16 protein-coding genes are annotated in these 20259 nt (G+C 49.4%); 2 read left to right on the top strand and 14 right to left on the bottom strand.

What is annotated here, in order from left to right:
* Positions 1-36 precede the first annotated feature (36 nt).
* The 13 genes from ruvA to BW972_RS16605 form a co-directional block, all read right to left on the bottom strand.
* Complete coding sequence (gene ruvA / locus BW972_RS16665; protein ID WP_076422936.1) at positions 37-630, bottom strand: Holliday junction branch migration protein RuvA; 594 nt, start codon at positions 628-630, stop codon at positions 37-39.
* On the bottom strand, positions 631-2904 hold the full coding sequence (locus BW972_RS16660) for an NADP-dependent malic enzyme (protein WP_200805488.1): 2274 nt from the start codon (positions 2902-2904) through the stop codon (positions 631-633). It lies immediately after the preceding gene.
* Positions 2905-3199: 295 nt separating this feature from the next.
* Positions 3200-4711: a lytic transglycosylase domain-containing protein gene (locus BW972_RS16655; protein ID WP_076422935.1), complete on the bottom strand. Its 1512-nt coding sequence runs from the start codon at positions 4709-4711 to the stop codon at positions 3200-3202.
* Positions 4712-4717: 6 nt separating this feature from the next.
* The gene (gene gatA, locus BW972_RS16650; protein WP_076422934.1) at positions 4718-6154 is read right to left on the bottom strand and encodes an Asp-tRNA(Asn)/Glu-tRNA(Gln) amidotransferase subunit GatA; all 1437 of its coding nucleotides are present in this window, start codon (positions 6152-6154) and stop codon (positions 4718-4720) included.
* Between the two features lies 1 nt (position 6155).
* Positions 6156-6368: a twin-arginine translocase TatA/TatE family subunit gene (locus BW972_RS16645; RefSeq protein WP_007654420.1), complete on the bottom strand. Its 213-nt coding sequence runs from the start codon at positions 6366-6368 to the stop codon at positions 6156-6158.
* Between the two features lie 18 nt (positions 6369-6386).
* A complete protein-coding gene (locus BW972_RS16640; protein ID WP_007654419.1) occupies positions 6387-6596 on the bottom strand; it encodes a Sec-independent protein translocase subunit TatA/TatB in 210 nt (69 codons plus the stop codon).
* 729 nt (positions 6597-7325) lie between these two features.
* Positions 7326-8561 carry a murein hydrolase activator EnvC family protein gene (locus tag BW972_RS16635; RefSeq protein ID WP_076422933.1) on the bottom strand — a complete coding sequence of 412 codons (1236 nt, stop codon included), beginning with the start codon at positions 8559-8561 and terminating at the stop codon, positions 7326-7328.
* Between the two features lie 83 nt (positions 8562-8644).
* Complete coding sequence (locus BW972_RS16630; protein ID WP_076422932.1) at positions 8645-9388, bottom strand: lipoprotein insertase outer membrane protein LolB1; 744 nt, start codon at positions 9386-9388, stop codon at positions 8645-8647.
* Positions 9381-11150 (bottom strand): tetratricopeptide repeat protein, encoded by a 1770-nt coding sequence (locus BW972_RS16625; RefSeq protein WP_234986425.1) that lies wholly within the window; start codon positions 11148-11150, stop codon positions 9381-9383. Before BW972_RS16625 ends, BW972_RS16630 begins: the two co-directional genes overlap by 8 nt.
* A 12-nt stretch (positions 11151-11162) precedes the next feature.
* Positions 11163-12170, bottom strand: a complete 1008-nt coding sequence (locus BW972_RS16620) for a sugar phosphate nucleotidyltransferase (protein ID WP_076422931.1) — start codon at positions 12168-12170, stop codon at positions 11163-11165.
* Between the two features lie 142 nt (positions 12171-12312).
* Positions 12313-12762, bottom strand: coding sequence for a dUTP diphosphatase (gene dut / locus BW972_RS16615; protein ID WP_076422930.1), 450 nt, complete (start codon positions 12760-12762; stop codon positions 12313-12315).
* Positions 12763-12778: 16 nt separating this feature from the next.
* Entirely contained in the window at positions 12779-14272 is a 1494-nt protein-coding gene (locus BW972_RS16610) for a lipopolysaccharide biosynthesis protein (protein ID WP_076422929.1), read from the bottom strand.
* A 101-nt stretch (positions 14273-14373) separates the two neighbouring features.
* Complete coding sequence (locus BW972_RS16605) at positions 14374-15156, bottom strand: enoyl-CoA hydratase/isomerase family protein (protein ID WP_007656829.1); 783 nt, start codon at positions 15154-15156, stop codon at positions 14374-14376.
* Positions 15157-15356: 200 nt separating this feature from the next.
* On the opposite strand from BW972_RS16605, the gene BW972_RS16600 reads away from it, so the two are divergent.
* Both BW972_RS16600 and BW972_RS16595 read left to right on the top strand, forming a co-directional pair.
* On the top strand, positions 15357-16316 hold the full coding sequence (locus BW972_RS16600) for a DUF3078 domain-containing protein (protein WP_076422928.1): 960 nt from the start codon (positions 15357-15359) through the stop codon (positions 16314-16316).
* A gap of 153 nt (positions 16317-16469) precedes the next feature.
* Positions 16470-16754 carry a hypothetical protein gene (locus tag BW972_RS16595; protein ID WP_234986424.1) on the top strand — a complete coding sequence of 95 codons (285 nt, stop codon included), beginning with the start codon at positions 16470-16472 and terminating at the stop codon, positions 16752-16754.
* A 316-nt stretch (positions 16755-17070) separates the two neighbouring features.
* On the opposite strand, the gene infB is transcribed toward BW972_RS16595, so the two are convergent.
* Positions 17071-20142, bottom strand: a complete 3072-nt coding sequence (gene infB / locus BW972_RS16590) for a translation initiation factor IF-2 (protein ID WP_076422927.1) — start codon at positions 20140-20142, stop codon at positions 17071-17073.
* Positions 20143-20259 lie beyond the last annotated feature (117 nt).

Genomic DNA, 20259 nt, shown 5'->3' with positions numbered 1-20259 from the left:
TTTTTTACTTTTCCAGATCAAGTTGGGCTCTACCGATTAAGAAGACTTTAAGGCAAATTTTATAAGTTCCTCTACGCTAAGGCTTCTGTCCTCCCGCTTGATGATTGCATCGAGCGTTTTCTCTGCCACGTTCTTGGCAAAGCCTAGTGTAACTAATGCTGATAACGCTTCTGCCCGTGACGTATTGTGTGCAGAAACCGGAACTACTGTGCTACCAGCCAACATGGTTTCTTTCTTTATTTTGTCTTTTAATTCCAATATGATGCGCTGCGCAGTTTTGGCCCCGATTCCCTTTACATGCTGAATCGTGCGAACATCTTCCCGCACTATAGCCTGCTGCACCTCGTCTACCGAAAGTGATGACAAAATCATAAGCCCCGTATTGGGTCCTACACCTGATATGGAGATCAGGTGCAGGAAGGTTTCCTTCTCGGCGGCCGTGGTGAAGCCATATAAGGTATGAGCATCCTCCTTGATGTGCAGGTAGGTATGCAACTTGCAGCGCTCTCCCTCTGGCAGCGACGAATATGTGCTGAGGGAGATCCTGATCTGATAGCCTATGCCATTGACGTCAACAATGACATAGGTTGGATCTTTTACGGCAAGCTTGCCATCAATGTATGCAATCATCTATATATGTTTATTATTATAGTTTTGAGCATCTACGACAGCAATGGCCACCATGTTAACGATTTCACGGATAGAACTGCCCAGTTGTAGAATATGCACAGGTTTGCGCATACCCATCAATACCGGGCCAATCGCCTCAGCACCACCTATTTCCTGTAGCAGTTTGTAGGCAATGTTGCCCGATGTAAGCGTCGGGAAAATAAGTGTGTTCGCTCCTTTGTCCGCTAGTTCGCTGAATGGATAATGCTCCTTCAGCAGGTGTCGGTTCATGGCCGTATTCGCCTGCATCTCGCCATCTATCATCAGGTCAGGGTAGCGCTGCTTTGCTTTGCGCACTGCCTCAGCTCCTTTGTTAGGTATGTCACCCTGTACCGAACCAAAGTTAGAGTACGACAATACGGCCATGCGAGGCTCTGTGTCAAAGAAACGAACAGCACGGGCTGTCAGGCCAATGATATCTACCAGTTCATCGGCAGTCGGGTTTACGTTTACGGTTGTATCGGCAAAGAAATAAGGCTCTTTTTTGCTCAGGATGATGTACATACCTGCCACTTTGTTTATACCTTCTTCAACCCCTATTATCTGTAAGGACGGTAGAATGGTTTTGGAATAGTCGCGGGTAAGACCTGAGATAAGTGCATCTGCTTCGCCGGTTTCGAGCATCATGGCACCGAAGTAATTGCGGTCGCGCATCTGGCGGCGGCTGTCAAACAGCGTAAGGCCTTTGCGCTGGCGCTTTGCGTAAAGGAGTTGGGCAAACTCTTCGCGCTTTTGCTCTTCTTCGTATGGGTCGATGATCACGCAGTCGTGCAGGTCCAGGTTGGTTTCCTCAATGATTGCGGCAATACGTGCTTTGTTGCCCAGCAGGATCGGGTTGGCAATGCGCTGCTCTTTTACGATCTGAGCCGCTTTCAGGATCTTGTAATGATCTGCCTCGGCAAATACTACCGTTTTCGGGTTCTTCTTGGCCTGGTTGGTAATACGGGTCATCAGCTTCTGGTCGATGCCGATGCGCTCCTGCAGTTCTGTCTCGTAAGCCTCCCAATTGGTGATCGGGTGCTTGGCGACACCACTCTCAATGGCTGCCTTTGCCACCGCCGGCGATACCGTGGTGATCAGGCGTGGGTCGAGCGGCTTAGGTATAAGGTAAGTGCGGCCAAAAGAAATGGTGTTGTCACCATAGGCCTTGTGCACCATCTCCGGAACAGGTTCTTTCGCGAGGTCCGCCAAGGCGCGCACAGCAGCTAGTTTCATCGCTTCGTTGATCTCAGTGGCGCGCACATCCAGTGCTCCTCTAAAGATATAGGGGAAGCCAAGAACGTTGTTTACCTGGTTCGGATGATCTGAACGGCCTGTTGCCATGATCAGATCCTCACGGGTTTCCATTGCCACGGCGTAAGGAATTTCCGGGTCTGGGTTAGCCAGCGCGAATATGATCGGATCGTTCGCCATCAGTTTCACCAGCTCAGGATCCAGCACGTTACCAGCCGAAAGTCCGATGAACACGTCAGCACCTTTCATGGCCTCAGCCAGGGTGTTGATTTTGCGCAGCGTTACAAACTGGGCACGGTAAATATCAAGGTCGTTACGCTCCGGACGGATGATACCGTCCTTGTCAAACATCACGATGTTGTCAAGTTTGGCGCCCAAAGCCACATAAAGCTTGGCGCAGGCAATGGCGGCGGCACCTGCCCCGTTCATCACGATCTGTACTTCTTCGATTCTTTTGCCAGCGAGCTCCAGTGCGTTCAGCAAAGCTGCAGCCGAAATGATGGCCGTGCCATGCTGGTCATCGTGCATGAGCGGAATATTCATCTGCTCTTTCAGCGCGTTCTCTATTTTGAAGCTTTCAGGAGCCTTGATATCCTCCAGGTTAATGCCGCCGAAGGTCGGCTCCAGCGATTTCACGATTCGGATGAATTCCTCAGGGTCGGTGCAATCTATCTCAATGTCGAATACATCTATACCTGCAAATTTTTTGAACAATACACCTTTTCCTTCCATTACTGGCTTAGAGGCGTCAGGACCAATATTTCCCAAGCCCAGTACTGCAGTTCCGTTTGAAATTACCCCTACCAGGTTTCCTTTTGCGGTATATTTATAAACATTCTCTTTGTCAGCGGCTATTTCTTTGCAGGGCTCAGCTACTCCAGGAGAGTAAGCCAGAGCCAGGTCATGCTGTGTGCTCAGCATTTTAGTCGGCACTACTTCTATTTTGCCGGGCTGGCCCTGCATGTGGTAGTTAAGTGCGTCCTCTTTGTTTACTTTGATCATGGTATGCGTTGTTGTGTTATCTCGTGTTATGTTCCCTCGCACTTTTAGCTTATGCCAATGAGGCGAAAGCTAAAAGCCAATTTGATAAGATTTTATGGTTTATCAAAGCCGTAATCGACAAAGATACGTTCTGAAAAACCTTCATCTATCAGAATATTGTGTTTTTTATCAGACAGCTGATAATCTGAAGCTGGCAACTGTGACGTATTGCAATAAATTGATAATACAAGCAGGCTATAAACGACGAAACACCCTTCAGTTGGAAGAGTGTCTCGCTGGTTTTATACCTATCAGCTTAACCTAGAATCAGCTGTTGCCCAGGTTTGATTGCGCTGTTTTTTAGTTTGTTCAGCTTCTTTATTTTTTCGACTGTCACCCCTTCGTGACGTTGGGAAATAGTCCAGAGTGTATCGCCTGGCTGCACATGATAGACGCGCTCTTGTTGAGTTTTACTTTGAGCTGGCTTAGCTTTAGCTGGTGCGCTGGTTGCTTTGTTGGTATTGTTTCCGGCAGATGCTAACAAAGCCGGACTTGCTTCCGGGGCGGGCTGCCATACCAGTAGTTTGTCCTGTACTCTGATAGAAGAACCATCAAGCTTATTCCATTCTTTCAGGTCCTCTATCGAGACACCATACTTGCGGGCAATACCGAACAGGTTGTCGCCACGCTGCACAACATAGGTTGCCTGCACCAAACTATCTTTAGAAGCTTCCTGGGCAGAGTTAGAAGCCAGCATAACTGGTGACTCGGCTGGCGGTGCAATATGTTTGGCAGGTGGAGGCGTTGGAGCCGCAGCTAACAAAATACAACTTTGCTCAGCAGCCAGCAACTTGGTCGCCTGTGCCGGAATGCGCAGCTTGTAATTGCGCATAGTAGCGGGGAGTGTCGTCTGCTTTAGCTCGGGATTTAAGGCCACCAAAGCCATGGAGTCTACATGAAGTTCGGTAGCCAGTTTTTTCAGGTCCAGCGCCTGGTTCACTTCCAGATAGGCATATTCAGGTGCATAAAGAATGGAATCAGAGAAGATATTATGCTCTGGTGCATACTTCATGGCGTAGATCACGGCAGTCATGGAAGGCACGTAGCTTCGTGTTTCCTTTGGCAGGTATGGGAAAATCTCCCAAAACGTCTTTTTGCCACCGCCTGCTCTTCTGATCGCTTTGTTTACATTACCCTGGCCACAGTTGTAAGCAGCCATAGCTAGTTCCCAATCGCCATACGTACGATAGAGCCTGCTCAAAAAGCGCATCGCCGCATCTGTGGACTTCTCTATGTCCATGCGCTCGTCAATGTACTGATCCTGGTTCAAGCCATACTCTTTGCCAGTTGACTTGATAAATTGCCAGGGGCCAACCGCACCAGCCCAAGAGGCTGCTTTCGGGTTCAGGCCAGACTCTACAATGGAAAGGTACTTGATGTCCTGCGGCATGTTGTACTTCTTCAGGTACTTCTCGTAGATCGGGAAATACACATTTTCGCGGGAAATCATGGTGCGCGTATACTTTCTGTTACGGACAGTGAAGTAGTCGATGTGGTTGCGCACAAATTTGTTGAACACCAATGGTATGTCAGCCTCAATACAGCTCAGCCTGTCCTGAATCACCTCGTCGGGCTCATAAGGGATGTACTCTACGAGCAGGGCCATTTCCTCTTCTGAAAGGAAAGTGGTGTCTGCTTTTAGTTTTCTTAAAGAATCCTCTGCTGTGTGCCTTTCGAACCTGATCGTATAGCCAGAAGCCTGGGCATGGAAAGCCCATATACTTCCAACCAGTGCTGCAAGTACTGTAAAGAGTCTAAACTGCATCATTATATTTTATGCTTCAACGGTTAGCTTGTCCAGTATGTAATTTGAGAAGGCCAGCAATTGCGGCTCCTCAAATGAGCGGGTCATTAATTGTAACCCGATGGAAAGGCCATTGGCATCGCGACCTACCGGAATAGAAATGGCAGGAACACCAGCTAGCGAGGCCTGAACCGTAAAGATGTCAGCCAAATACATGGCCAACGGATTCGCCGTATTCTCCTCTAGCCTGAAGGCTGTAGTAGGAGCGGTAGGCAATATAAGAAAATCATAATTTTGCAGCAACTCGTCCGTCTTCTCTTTTATGAGACGACGCACACGCTGTGCCTTGGTATAATAGGCGTCGTAGTAATCGGCACTCAGCACGAAGGTGCCCAGCATGATGCGGCGCTGTACCTCCGGCCCGAAGCCTTCGGCACGCGTTTTTTTGTAAAGGGAGGTAAGATCGGTTGCGTTCTCGCTGCGGAAGCCATACTTCACGCCATCAAAGCGACCCAGGTTTGAGCTGGCCTCCGCTGTGGTGAGAATGTAATAAGTAGGTACCATGAAATCCAGGTATGGGAATTCCACGGCTTCAACCTGGTGACCTGCGTCTTTGAGCATATCTATCACGCCCAGGATGCTTTCTTTTACCTCGGTGTCCAGACCTTCGCTCTCGAAGCAGTCACGGATATAACCAATTTTGTACTTTTTATCTGACTCCAGCATCTGACTGTAAGCAGGTACCGGGCGATGACTTACTGTGCTGTCATACTCATCGCTGCCTGCCATTACTTCCAGCAGCAGTGCTGCGTCTTCCACACTCTTTGAAATGATACCAATCTGGTCGAACGAGGAGGCATAGGCGATCAGGCCATAGCGGGAAATGCGCGAGTAGGTAGGCTTTAAGCCAACTACACCACAAAAAGAAGCAGGCTGGCGCACAGAACCGCCCGTGTCAGATCCAATCGAAGCCAAGCAAAGGTCTGCCTGCACGGCTACGGCCGAACCACCAGACGAGCCGCCCGGTACGCGGGTCGTGTCATCGGCATTAAGCGCAGGTCCGAATGAAGAGTTCTCGTTAGAAGCACCCATTGCGAACTCGTCACAGTTCTGTCGACCGATGATAATAGCATCTTCTGCAAGCAGTCGCTGCACGGCTGTAGCTGTGTAAAGCGACTTAAAGCCGTCAAGAATCTGGCTGGATGCCTGCAGGGAGTGACCTTCGTAAGCAAGCACGTCCTTTAGGCCGATTACCATACCTGCCAGTTTGCCGGCATGGCCTGAAGCGATTTTCTTGTCTACGGCGTCAGCCTGGGCAAATGCTTCGTCCTCGAATATCTCCAGAAAAGCATTTAGCTCAGGTTTCTGCTTAATGTTATGAAGGTAGTGCTCTACCAGCTGTCTGCACGAAAGTTGCCCGTTGGCAATATCGCTGCGAATGTCACGTAGTGAATGGTATGGTTTCAAACTATTCAGGCTTTTTTATGTCCTTGATGGAGCGTTCGAGCTCGTTCTGGATTTCGTTTTTGGCATCGTTAAAGCTACGGAGACCGCGGCCGGCAGAACGTGCCATGCCTGGAAGTTTATCGGCGCCAAAAAGCAGAAGTACTGCGGTTAGTACAACAAGAATTTCTCCTCCTCCCAGGTCTGCCAGGAAGAGGAGAATTGCACTAAGTATCATAAAGCGTTATGCCGGAAATTACTTTACAGGAGTATCCTTTGTTGAGTTTTCCAGATCGTCTTTGATCTCTTTGGTCGCATCTCTAAACTCGCGGATACCACGGCCCAGACCTCTTGCAAGCTCTGGAATGCGCTTTGCTCCAAAAAGAAGCAGAATCACCACAAGGATCAGGATTAACGAACCACCCCCAATGTTCTGGATAAATGCTAGTGTGTTGGTAAGTACCATAGTCTTAAAATTTTAAGATGAATTGCTGCAAAAATAAAGCTTATATTTTAATTAAACCCACATTTGGCTACATTAGTTTACCAGCATGTCAATATCTTGAATTTCGCGCTGGAGTTGTATTCTTGTGGGGCAATTATAATGTTATCAGGCTCTTTGCAAGTTGGTTGCAACTTCAGCTGGCCGAAGGCGTATAGATTGGCAAATAAATTTCAGATTCTCCCGCAGACGCCATGTTTCTGAGCTATTTTGGTATATCTTTTTCCCAAAATGGAAAAATGGTTTCCTTTGGAGGGAAAAATTGGGTTGTGCGATACATGACTTAAGGCTGATAATCAGCCAGTTGGTTCTTTTGATATTTTTGGCAAGCTACTTGTAATATGCCTTACGCAGCCGAATCGCACTGAATCACCCAACCGGGGTAGAAATGAAGTCGCAATCTAAGAAGAAAACAAATATTAAGTTTTTTTAATCTTCTGTTTGCAAGTGTAATTTAAAGGTTGTAAATTAATCCTAGAAATTTAACACCGTCCTTCCATACTGGGAGAAAGTGTCTGAATATAATTTTAAGTTTGTTTTCATAGCTTGGAAAGGCACCCTGCTTTGTAGGGTGTTTTTTCTTTATAGGGGTATAGAAAGTGAACCTATAAAGTAATTAGAAGCTAAAAAGCGCAGTGGACACCTTAAATGGTAATCCGCTGCGCTTTTTTTATGGCAGATATAACATGAGGTCTACTTTGGTCTGATCCAGCTTTCAGGGTTTAGATTGGTGTTGTTTTTCCAAAGCTGGAATTGAAGTTCAGTAGTGCCGTTGGCATCCGTGTACACTGTGCCAATTACATCTTTCGGCTTGACATCCTGTCCCTCTTTAACACTGACCGTACGCAGCTTGGCGTATACCACAAAGTACTCTCCATGCTGCACCATCACAATGTTATTCATGCCCGGCACACTGGCGACTGTTAATACCTTGCCCTCAAAGATTGCACGCGCAGGTTCTCCCTGGCTGGTCTGTATGTCGATGCCATTGTTTTGAGTGACCACTCCTTTTAGTACCGGGTGGTTGTGGCGACCGAATTTCTGAGATATAAAGCCACGATCCACAGGCCACGCAAGACGTCCCTTATTGCCAGCGAAAGATGATGAAATCAGGGCCGCCTCCGGGGTGAGGGTGATCTTGCTTGCGCTTCCGCTGGTGGCGCGGCCTTCTTCACGAGCAGCTCGGGCGGCACGGGCCATTTCTTCCTTCACAATATCGGCGATCAGGTTATCGAGCTTTTTAACTGCCTGCTGGCGCTGGGCCACTTCTCTCTTAAGCTGCTCTTCCTGCTTGCTCAGTTTTTGGATCATGCCATCCTGCTGGGTGCGGAGCGATAGTAGATTTTTGTTCTCCACCATCTGCTTGTCAAGCAGACTGCGTTTTTCTTCCCGCTGCGATTCCAGCGTACGGAGCTGGCCGGTGAGGGCGGCCTGTACCTTGTTTATCTGCTCCACCTGTTTCTTGCGGGCCTCAGAGTACTGCTGCAGATAGCGCAGGCGTCGCACCATCTGGTTGAATGAATCGGCTGCGAAAACGAACATGAGCTTGTTGTAGCTGTTGGCGGTTTTGGAGGCGGCGTATACCATGGTGGCATACTCAGCTTTCAGGCTTTCCAGGTCGGCTTGCAGCTCACCTACAATGCCTTCTGTTTCCTTCATGCCTGACTCTAATAGCTTTATTTCGCGTGAAATAGTGCTGATAACACCTTTCTGAACAGTTATTTTTTCCTGAATGGCATTGAGCTGGCCAATAGAAGCTTCTTTCTGCACTTTGGTTTGCTGCAGAATGCGGTTCGCTTCTTTGATACGGTTTAGGTTTTCCTTTTTCTCTTTCTCGAGCTGCGCCTTCGATTTTTGTTTCTGGGCTTGGGTAATCAGCGGCAACAGCAGAACGATCAGAAAAAAGGCTGATTTGTAAAGGGCCTTCATCAGAAATAGGGGTATACTACACTTAGCTTACAAATATGGCAAAACTAAATGGCTCGAACCAGAACCCCGAAGATTTTATTCGGCTAAAGGCGCTTGTAACCAGAAGGAACGCTGAAGGGGAACTCCAGTACATCTTCAGAAACGGTGACTTTACTGTGGTTCAGATTGAAATCAGAAATCTGGCCTGACTGCAGTATCTGGGCCAGCATGTTGTGCGCAAAAGGGACTTTGCCCAAAGGCTGAAAGCCCTCATACTGTACCACAATGCTATTGCCGGAAAGCTGGTCTTTTACGTTGAGCTGCTGCAGCTTCAGGTTTTCGGAGCTGATGAAGTAGTCGAAGAGCAGGTTCTGCCGCAGCTGCTGCACATGTTGCATCTGCCCCTGGTTAATTGCTTTTTCGGAGCCGTTAGCCTGGTAGTTGCCCAGCAAAATAGCCTGTACTACCTGAAAGTCAAGGGCTACATTAAACCGCTTGCTCAGGAAAGCATAGTCAGTGGCGGCGTACTCGCGCTGAATGCGGTTCATCATATGCACGGAGTCTGGCGTGAGCTTGATGCGGGCTGCTTCTATACCTAGCCCCGGCAGCACCGAGATCCAGATCACGCTGTCTTTCTGCATGCGCAGGGCATAGCCTGAGGACGTGCTCTGGCCTTTGTCATCAAAGGTAAGCTGGCCACGGGCATTCAGGTAAGTGAATTCCAGATTTTGGACGGTGACATTACCAACTGTTTCAGTGGCGGCGGTTGCGGCAGAAGGGATCGTTTCTTTTTTGCAGGCGGAAAACAGGACTATGCTCAAGAGGCATAGCAGAAGCTGTTTATTCATAGAGTTTCTTTTCTTTTATCTTTCTGTCAAGGAAAGCGGAGGCTTCTCCCTTAAGCTTGGCTTTTTCCCACTGCCTGACAGCCTCGTCACGCTTGCCGAGTTTGAATAGCACATCACCGTAATGCTCCACGATGGTAGCGTCCTCGGAATAGGCGATGGCCTGCTCCAGGTATTTCAGAGCGCCTTCGTAGTCATCCATCTTGTACAGCACCCAGGCGTAGGTATCCAGGTAGGTGGGGTTGGCAGGATGTTTCTCTACCAGTCGCCCGGCCATAGCTTTGGCTTTGGGCAGCTGCTCGCCACGCAGCGACAAAAAGTAGCTGTAGTTGTTAAGCACATGCTCGTTGTCAGGATCGTGCGAAAGAACAGCCTCATACGCCTCGTCCGACTTTTTATATTCTTTTATGGAGTTGTAAGCGTCTCCTAGCTGGGCATTGAATTGTGCCACCAACTCGGGCTCACTCGCTGAAAGGCGCTTGCCATGTTCCAGAGATTTGGCAGCACGGTCAAAGTTTTTCTCGATCAGGTGGCCGGTACCGTTATAGAACCAGAACACAGCCTGGTTCGGGAATAGCTCCAGCGCCTGTTCGGAGTGTTGCACCAATTCTCCCGATTCGCCCAGCTCCGCATCCAACAGCACGATCTGCTGCCAGATTTTGAAGTGAGAGTCATCTAACTTCACAGCCTTAATGTAATTGCCGCGGGCCGACTCCTTTTTGCCAATGATCGTTTGCAAGTCACCGGCAACGGCATAAGCTTTGGCCTCCTCAGGATGAGATGCTATGGTGAGGTCAGCCAACTCAAGGGCTATACCTTCCACTGCAGGGTTAGGCAATTGCCTGATAAAGTCAACCAGGATGCGCACTTTGGTGTCGATGTCGAGGTCGGTGCTGGCGAATGCGATCTTCACCTGGTTTTCAGACTCCTGCAAATCACCTTTCTGGCGATGCAGGTCCGAGAGCATCAGATGCGCAAACGGGTTATTCGGCTCAATGCGCAGGGCACGGTTGAGCGTTTCAATCGCAATGTCTGGTTTTTTGCTGGCGTTGTACAGCTCAGCCTGGGCCAGCAGGTACCGGATTTCGGTCGGGTTGGCCGCAATCAGTTTTTCACCTTCAGCCAAGGCCTTGCCGATATTTTTCTGGCGCAGGTATATCTGCTGGCGGTTCATGGAGAGCTGCTCCAGTGCACCGTACTTTTTCTCAATGCGGTCATAGGTCTTGAGCGCATCGTCATACTTAGACTGAGCCAGGTATAGCTCGGCTAAGCTGAAGAGGTACTGCTCCTGGTCGGGCACATTGCGCAGCAGATCATTGTAAGCCTGAGCCGCCTCGGTGTACTGCTTCTGTTCGGTATAAAGCTGAGCGAGTAACAGGTAGTAGTAGGGATTTTGATTATCGCTGGCGATGGCTGCCTGTGCAAAAGAAACGCCCGCTTTCGGGTTTTCCATCAGCATGTAGGTTTCGGCCAGCTTGTAATTGAGTGCCGCATTGCCTGGCGTTACGGCATATGCTTTCTGAAACTGACTAAGTGCCTGCTTGTAGTCCTCCAGCATAAAATATTTCATACCCTCCAGAAACAATGCCTCGCTCAGCAGCTTTTCCTGCTCGCTGGGTTCGGGCTGGGGCGCAGGTATGGCTACCTGTGCTGTTTCGCTCTTCTCCTTGCCCTTCTTTTTTTTCTTAGACTGGGCCTGGCTTTCGCCGGTCGCGACCAGTGCAAGGCAGCAAGTAGCGAGCACAATGTTTCTGAATCGGGTCATAAAATGGGTATGCTAATCTTTAAGCGTATTGTAGTCGCCAATACTTAGGTCTGACTGGCGTCCTTCATAGGAAACAAAATTACCTATCATTGAGTTTGCTATGTTCCCGTTTTTGATGGTTGACTCCTTCTGAACGATGGAATTGCTCAGTATGGACTCCAATACGCTGGTATTGTCTCCAATAGAAACGTGCGGGCCTACCACTGAATTGTGGATCACGGCATTCTCTCCGATATACACGGGTGGGATGATCACGGAATTCTGGATATCAGCTGACGCGGCTACCAAACCCTTCTCATCTTTGATATATTCTAAATAGCGTTGATTCGTGAAAACTGTTGCATTTTTATTGCCACAATCGAGCCATTCTGAGATAACGGCAGGAATAAATTTCGTGCCTTTGTTTTTCATGTTCTCCAGCGCGTTTGTCAGCTGGTACTCTCCCTTGTCCTTGATGTCGTTATCAAGCAGGTACTGCAGCTCGTTGCGCAGGTAAGCGCCGTCTTTGAAGTAATAGATACCGATGATGGCCATGTCAGAAACAAACTCCTGTGGCTTTTCTACAAAGTCGGTGATCTCGTTATTTTCGTTGAGTTTGATCACACCGTAAGGACGTGGGTCCTCTACGCGCTGCACCCAAATGGTGCCGTCAGCGTTTGTGTCAAGCTGGAAGTCAGCTTTGAACAGGGTGTCAGCAAATGCCACTACTACCTTTCCCTCCAGCGAGTCCTGCGCGCACATGATGGCGTGCGCTGTACCCAGGGCTTCTTCCTGGTAATAAATGCTGCCCTTGGCGCCTACCGATTCAGCGATAGCTTTCAGGTCACGCTCAACGGCATCACCAAAGTGACCAATGATGAAAGCCACTTCCTCGATCGGCTCGTGGCAAACTTTGGCGATATCCTCTACCAGGCGCTGCACAATAGGCTTGCCTGCTATCGGTATAAGGGGTTTAGGAACAGTAAGTGTGTGTGGGCGCATACGCTTGCCCATACCTGCCATAGGTACAATAATCCTCATAGCTATTAGTTTATGGATTGAAAAATGTAGCCAGACGTGTTGCCTGGCCACTATTGGTTTTGATTAATACTGTATTTTGAATGTTTGGTTTTAGCCTGCTTTAAAAAGTGGGTAAAGGCAGGCTATACCTGGGGTGTAAAGACTATTTCGTGCCTGTGCTGCCATAGCCGCCAGCACCGCGCTCGGTGTCTGTCAGCACCTCAGCCTGCGCCCATGCCACACGCTCGTAGCGCGCTACGACCATCTGGGCCACACGCTCGCCATCCTCTACCACAAATTCCTGATCCGACAGATTAACCAGCAGCACCTTGATCTCGCCGCGATAGTCTGCATCGATGGTGCCGGGACTGTTCACGATAGAGATGCCATGTTTGTAGGCAAGTCCGCTACGGGGCCTGATCTGCGCCTCGTGTCCTTCGGGCAGCTCAATAAACAGGCCCGTAGGTATAAGGGCACGCTGTAGCGGCTTAAGCGTAACAGGCGCCTCTAAGTTCGCGCGCAGGTCCATACCTGCTGAGTGCTCCGTCTGGTAAGAAGGGAGCGCATGCTTGGATTGGTTAATGACTTTAACCGGTAAGTTCGTCGTGTTCATCTATTAAAGATAAAGATTATTTTTTAGTTAGAAAGTAGGCCCACTCCCTGAACCAGACCACCGCCAGGAAAACGCCCGAAAGTGACAAGTGGTATCCATGGCGCAGCCAGAAGTTATCGATAGGCACCAGGAAGGCGGCCAGCACAAGTATCGTGGCAAATAAGATGTACCCTAGAATGGTCTTGACAGGGTAGGGGATCGGGTAGTGCACGTTGCCTAGCAGGTAAGTAGCCAGTGCCATACCCACATAGCAGATGAGCGTAGCAATAGCAGAGCCCATGTAGCCCAGCACAGGTATAAGCAGCAGGTTGAAAACGATGGTAATAGCGGCGCCACCGAAGCTGATATAAGTGCCAAAGTGTGTTTTGTCTGTGAGCTTAAACCAAACAGTCAGGTTATAATAAATACCCAGGAACAGGTTGGCCAGCAGGAGCACCGGCACCACCATCAGACCATCATGGTATTCAGGGCCAATGAGCAGGGCAAAATCCTCGAGGTTAGTGGAGATGAACAGGTAGATGAAGGCGCAGGCGATTACAAACCATTTCATGACCAGGGCAAAGGCCTTTGGCGATTCTTTTTCTTTAGCTTGTGAGAAGAAGAATGGCTCAGCGGCATAGCGAAAAGCCTGTATGGTGAGCGTCATGAAAATGGCCAGCTTATAGCAGGCACTGTATATACCTACGGCTGCCATGTTGCTAGTGCCCGGGTAAAAGCCTTCGGGCAGGTAGCGCTCCAGCAGAATACGGTCAATCACCTCATTTACCATACCTGCCAGGCCCATAAACAGGAGCGGCCAGGCGTAGCGCAGCATAGGCTTAAGCTGCTCCACATCCAGTTTGAAGCGGAAGATGCGCAGCTCTTTCCAAAGCATCGGTATAAGCAAGGCATTAGCCACCAGGTTGATCAGGAAGATGTAGCCTACTCCAAAGTCAGGGTTGTAGAGGGATGTAGCCAGCGGCTGAAGACTCGTGAGGTATTGTCCTTCGTAGATGTGCCGCAGCAGAACCAGAAAAAACAGATTGGCACCCACCGTCAGCAGGATGTTGGCCAGTTTAATGGAAGCGAACTTAATAGCTTTGTTCTGATGCCGGAGCCAGGCGAAAGGTATAGCCACTAGTGCATCGATCGCCAGTACCAGCGCCAGCCAAACGATGTACTCCCGCTGCTCTGGGTAGCCAATGTAATCTGCGATTTGCTGCGTAAAAAGGAGCAGTATACCTGTAAAGATCGTGCTGCTGACCAGAATAGCGCTCAGTACCCTGTTGTAAACTGCTTTCGGGTCTTGCTCAGGTTTATTGGCGAAGCGGAAAAAAGCCGTCTCCATGCCGTAGGTATACACGATGTTGAAGAAAGCCACAAAGGCATACAGGTACGACACCACCCCATACTCCTCGGGCAGGAACACACGGGTATAAACCGGTACAAGGAGGTAATTGAGCGCACGGCCTACAATACTGCTCAGTCCGTAGGCAGCGGTTTGACCGACCAGTTTTTTGGCTATGCTCATGCGTTTGTTTGGGGCAGGTAGGTATTAGTGTCAGCTGAAAAACACAGAACGCGCTATACCTGCTTTTTATGATAGGTATAGCGCGTTCTGAGGGTGTAGGCTTATGCGCCTTTGAATACAGGCTTACGCTTCTCCAGGAATGCGTTGGTGCCTTCAATGAAGTCCTGTGAAGAGCAGCAGCGGGCAAAAGAGTTCGCCTCCGTTTGATAGCCGTCTTCATCTTTGTCGTACACGGCGTTCACGCAGTCGATCACCAGGCCAATGGCAAGTGGTGCTTTCGACAGGATTTTGTTCATGATCTCCATTGCCTTTGGCATCAACTCTACGGCAGGCACCACATGGTTTACCAGACCAAGCGCCTTGGCTTCTCCGGCACCGATCATGTCAGCGGTCATCATCAGTTCCATGGCTTTGCCTTTGCCGATTAGCTGTGTCAGGCGCTGTGTGCCACCGTAGCCAGGTATAAGACCCAGGTTCACTTCCGGCTGACCAAAGCGGGCACCTTCGCTGGCAACACGCATGTGGCAGGCCATGGCAAGCTCGCAACCTCCACCCAATGCAAAACCATTTACGGCGGCAATGACAGGCTTGGTGCAGCGTTCGATCATGCTGAAAACTTCCTGACCGCGCTCTGCAAAACCACGGGCGTTCACTTCGCTTAGTTCAGAGATCTCCGAAATGTCGGCACCCGCTACAAAAGCTTTCTCTCCGGCGCCTGTAAAGATTGCTCCCTTCACAGCCGGGTCATCATAGACTTGCTGGATGGCAGCCTTAATCTCCTTAATCGTATCGATGTTGAGCGCATTAAGCTTGTCGGCACGGTTGATGGTGATCACCAGGATTCCGTTCTCAAGATTGAGCAGCAGGTTTTCGTATATAGACATAGTTTTTATCTCTGAGTAGATGTATAGATACCAGCAGCAAATATAGCAGTGATTTGCTTAAATCCCTAAAATGCAATCTGGCAATGGCCCAGTTCAACTCTCCTTGCTGCAAACTTTCCTTTTAACTTCGGTGCTCCAACATCGTTTTGTTATCTTTGTGCGGTTTAATCAGCATACTGCTCACTTTATACCTTATTTTCATGCTTAAGGCTTTATTGCGCAATCTATTACTTCCGCTTTTCATATTTAACATCACCATATTTTCAGCCACTGCACAGGACACCCTTGTCGACACAGTGGCCGTTCGCAATATCTGGGATTTCGGAGGAACCGGCACAGTCAACTTCAGTCAGGTAAGCCTGAGCAACTGGGCGGCCGGCGGACAGAACTCACTGTCAGCGCTGGGTATCCTGAACCTCTACGGCAACTACAAGAATGGGAAGCATACCTGGAACAATACCCTGGACCTCACTTATGGCACTGTGAAGCTGCAGGAACAGCGCCTCCGCAAAAGTGACGACCGGCTAGAACTTAACCTGAAGTACGGTAGGCAGGCTTCCAGCAAGTGGTTTTACACGGCTCAGCTCAATACCCGTACACAGATCAGCCCAACGTATACCTCGGAGCGAGACTCTGTCATTTCCAACTTTATGGCACCCGCTTTTGTGCTGGCCTCCATAGGTATGGACTACAAGCCTAATCCTAAGCTTTCAGTTTTTATTTCACCTTTTACAGGCAAGTTCACGGCAGTGCTCAACCAGCGCATGGCCGACTACGGCGCGTTTGGTGTAGAGCCTGCTCAGCGCGATTTGGAGGGGCGACTTATACCTGGTACAGGGGAGCGTCTGCGGGAAGAGTTCGGTGGTTTTGTGAATGTTCGCTTTCGCAACGAGATTTTCAAAAATGTAACGCTGCAGTCGAAGGCCGACCTATTTTCGAACTACCTCCGCAATGCCAAAAATATTGATGTGAACTGGGAGAACCTGGTGAACTTCAAGGTGAACAAATTCCTGTCAGCCAGCCTCTTTTTGCACATGATCTATGACGATGATATCATGATCGATGTAGACCGCAGTGGGGATGGTACATTGGATGGGAAAGGTCCTCGTTTACAGCTCAAAGAAACCATGGGAATAGGATTTTCTTACAAATTTGAATAGTAAACTTTTGTCCTGCACTTCTTGTTATTCACTAAAAATGTATACTTTAGCGTATAATGTACGTTGTATAGATACATTATCAAAAGTGGATTTATGAAAAAAGTCATATCGTTACTATTCTCTCTAGCTTTTTTCCTGTTTGTGTCCGATGCGATGGCACAGACATCAAGTTCATCGAGTACTTCCCTGAGTTCGGGTAAAGATGAGTTCTGGGGTACTGCCAAAGTACAGGAAAAAGGTACTACCGTTGATGCCGTGGGAGCACGTGCTTCAGGTTTGGATACACGCTGGAATGCCTATGAGAACACGAACCGTTCCCGCTTTACTAAAGACCGCATTAAAGGAAGCAAACGAATGGAAGCCATTCTGAAAAAAGAGAAAGAAATGCATCGCAAGCATAAGCGCGACAAGCGTCGTCTAGCTCGGATGTCCTTATAATCAGTTGCTGAAAAAACAACGAAAAAGCCCTGCCTGGTTTATCCGGGCGGGGCTTTTTTGTATCTCCTGAATCTGAGTTAGCTTACTGTTTAAGGGATGGATACTTTATTGATAGGTCGAACGGTTATACAATTTACAGGCTTTCAGTTTAGAAGGTAGAGTATCTTCCTCAATCAATCGATACGGGTATTGGAGGTATGCCGCATCAGGTTTAGCTCCTGTCAGGCAGGTATAAATGCATGCTTCATATTAGGTGCAAAACAAAAGGCTCCCGCTTTCGCAGGAGCCTTTCTTATGATAGATGAAGTTGGCTGTATTACAGCGTGCGCTTCACTTCTTTTTCTACGTAAGCTTCGATCACGTCACCAACCTGGATCTCGTTGTATCCTCTCAGGCTGATACCGCACTCGTAGCCCTGGCGTACTTCTGATACATCGTCTTTGAAGCGCTTGAGTGCCAGAATTTCGCCGTCGTGCACTACGATGCCGTCGCGTACCAGGCGTACTTTAGAGTTACGCTGGATAGAGCCGTCTGTGATCATACAGCCTGCAATCGTACCAACCTTCGTAATCTTAAACACATCGCGCACTTCAGCGTTACCTGTGATCTCCTCTTTCAGGGTAGGAGCAAGCATACCTTCCATCGCATCTTTCACTTCGTTGATCGCATCGTAGATGATAGAGTACAGACGAACATCGATCTGCTCCTGCTCTGCCAGTCTGCGTGCATTCTGAGAAGGTCGTACCTGGAAGCCAATGATAATTGCATCAGAAGCCGAAGCAAGCAGTACATCGGATTCGGAGATAGCGCCTACGCCTTTGCTGATGATGTTCACCTGCACTTCGGCAGTTGACAGCTTCAACAGGGAGTCAGAAAGTGCTTCTACGGAACCGTCCACGTCACCTTTTACGATCACGTTCAGTTCCTTAAAGGTACCGATCGCCAGTCGACGGCCAATCTCGTCGAGTGTGATGTGCTTACGAGTACGCAGGCTTTGCTCACGCTGCAGTTGTGCGCGGTTGCTTGCAATCTCGCGGGCTTCACGCTCCGACTCCATTACCTGGAATTTATCACCGGCCTGTGGGGCACCGTCAAGCCCAAGAAGCTGTACCGGAGTAGATGGACCAGCCTCTTTCATCTTGCGACCACGGTGGTCAGTCATCGCTTTCACTCTACCATAGTGAGAGCCAGCCAGTACCACATCACCAATCTTCAGAGTACCTGTTTGTACCAGCACAGTGGCTACATAACCACGGCCTTTGTCAAGCGATGCTTCGATCACGGTACCAACAGCTTTTCTGTCAGGGTTAGCCTTTAGCTCAAGGAGTTCAGCCTCAAGCAATACTTTCTCCAACAGGTCAGGTATACCAGCACCAGTTTTGGCAGATACTTCCTGCGACTGGTACTTACCACCCCACTCTTCTACCAGGATGTTCATCTGGGCAAGTTCCTCACGTACCTTGTCCGGGTTAGCTCCTGGCTTGTCAATTTTGTTCAGAGCAATGATGATCGGCGAACCAGCAGCTTGTGCGTGGTTGATCGCTTCTTTTGTCTGTGGCATCACCGAGTCGTCGGCCGCTACCACGATGATAACAACGTCTGTTACCTTGGCACCACGGGCACGCATGGCCGTAAAGGCTTCGTGACCAGGAGTATCGAGGAAGGTAACGGTACGTCCGCCTTCAGTTTTCACGCTGTAGGCACCAATGTGCTGCGTGATACCACCGGCCTCGCCAGCTGTTACATTGGCGTTTCGGATATAGTCAAGGAGGGAGGTTTTACCGTGGTCAACGTGACCCATGATGGTCACAATCGGAGCACGATCTACCAGGTCCTCTTCGTTTTCTTCAATGGTTACCTCAAGCGCCTGCTCATCTTCTGATGTGATGAACTCAACTGAGTAGCCAAATTCGTCCGCAATGATGGTGATCGCTTCGGCGTCAAGGCGCTGGTTGATGGATACGAACATACCCAACTGCATACATACCTTAATTACTTCGTTCACGCTCACATTCATCAGAGCTGCCAGGTCATTGGCTGACACGAATTCTGTCACACGCAGTGTCTTAGACTCTGCCTGCTCCATCAGACGGCGCTCTTCTGTTGCATCAGCAATAGCGGAGCGTTTCTCACGACGGTACTTGGCGCGGTTACCACCACCACCTTTGCCGCCGCTCAGCTTCGCCAGCGTAGCTTTGATCTGCTCCTGAATTTCCTTATCAGTAACCTCTGCTTTTTCAGCGCGAGGAGACGGAGCATTGCGTGGCCCACGACCTCCAGGTCCGCCGCCAGGACGTTGTCCCGGGCGATTGCCCTGGTAACCACTGCCTGATCCACCAGTATGCTGGATCGGGCGTGACTGCGGGTTGGCTGTGCCTTGTTGTTGTCCTTGTGTGCCGCCTTGTTCTGTACCGGCCACAATAATGCGCTTGCGCTTTTTCTTTTTACCGGCCTTCCTGTCATCGGAAGACGCTACCGGCTTAGTGCCTTTTCTACGTGTGCTGTCTGGCAATTCAATCTTGCCCAGTACCGTAAGGCCTTTCAGCTGGTCGGCTTTTGCTGTAATTGTTTCTATTGGTTCTGTTCCTTTTTCGACAGGCGTTGCAGCCGGTTGGTCCGGAGCCTGTGGTGCCGCTGCTTGCGCAGGAGCTTTTTCTGTTTCTATTGTCTTTTGTTCCGCAGCAGGGGCAGGAGGCGTTGCCGGCTGCTGTGGTTTTTCTTCAGTTTTAGGAGTCTCCGGTTTCGGAGCTTCTGCTTTTGGCGTCGCAGGAGTTTGTTCGGCTACTGCAGGCTTCTGCTCAGCAGCTGGTTTCTCAACCGGCGCAGGAGCAGGTGCTGGTGTAACAGGTTGCTCTGGCGCTTTCGGCGCAGGGGCAGTTGGCTGCTCTGCAGCTGGCGCCTTCGGCTCTTCCGGTTTTGCTGCTGGCTTAGGCACTGGGCGACCTTTTGCGTCCAGGTCTATTTTGCCTAGCACTTTTATACCTGGCAGCTTTGCCTCAACTGGTGCCTCGGCAGGCTGTTCAGGCGCTTTTGGCTCTTCTGGTTTAGGCTTGGCCTCAGGGGTTTCTGCTTTCGGCTGGTGCACGCTCTTGATCAGGATTTCCTGCTCAGGCTCTGTCGTTTTCTTAGGCTCGTGATGCGGCTCCGATTCCACTACCTGGTTGCTTTGTGGTTTCTTGCCGATGTTGAGTTCTTCCGCTTCAATCTTGTCTTGCATTGAAGAAGCGAACTCCTTAGCCAGCATACTGAACTGCTCTGCCGTGATTTTGGTAGTGGGTTTGTTTTCCACGTCAAAGCCTTTAGCAGAGAGGTAATCCACAATGGTAGCTGTACCAATGTTTAAAGTAGTTGCAACCTGTTTGAGCCTCCTGATTTTGTCTTCTGCCATGTTCTGATATGCTGTCTTTAATTTATTCTGTTAATATGCTATAGCTGCCTTGCAAGGTATAGAACTGAGCTCCGTTCCGAATTTCTTTCAAAATTACAGGAACGAAGCTCAACTCAC

The sequence above is a fragment of the Pontibacter lucknowensis genome, from assembly GCF_900156415.1.
GTDB lineage: Bacteria > Bacteroidota > Bacteroidia > Cytophagales > Hymenobacteraceae > Pontibacter > Pontibacter lucknowensis.
Note: the sequence above shows the minus strand (reverse complement) of the source record. Positions and strands in the feature narration are given on the sequence as shown.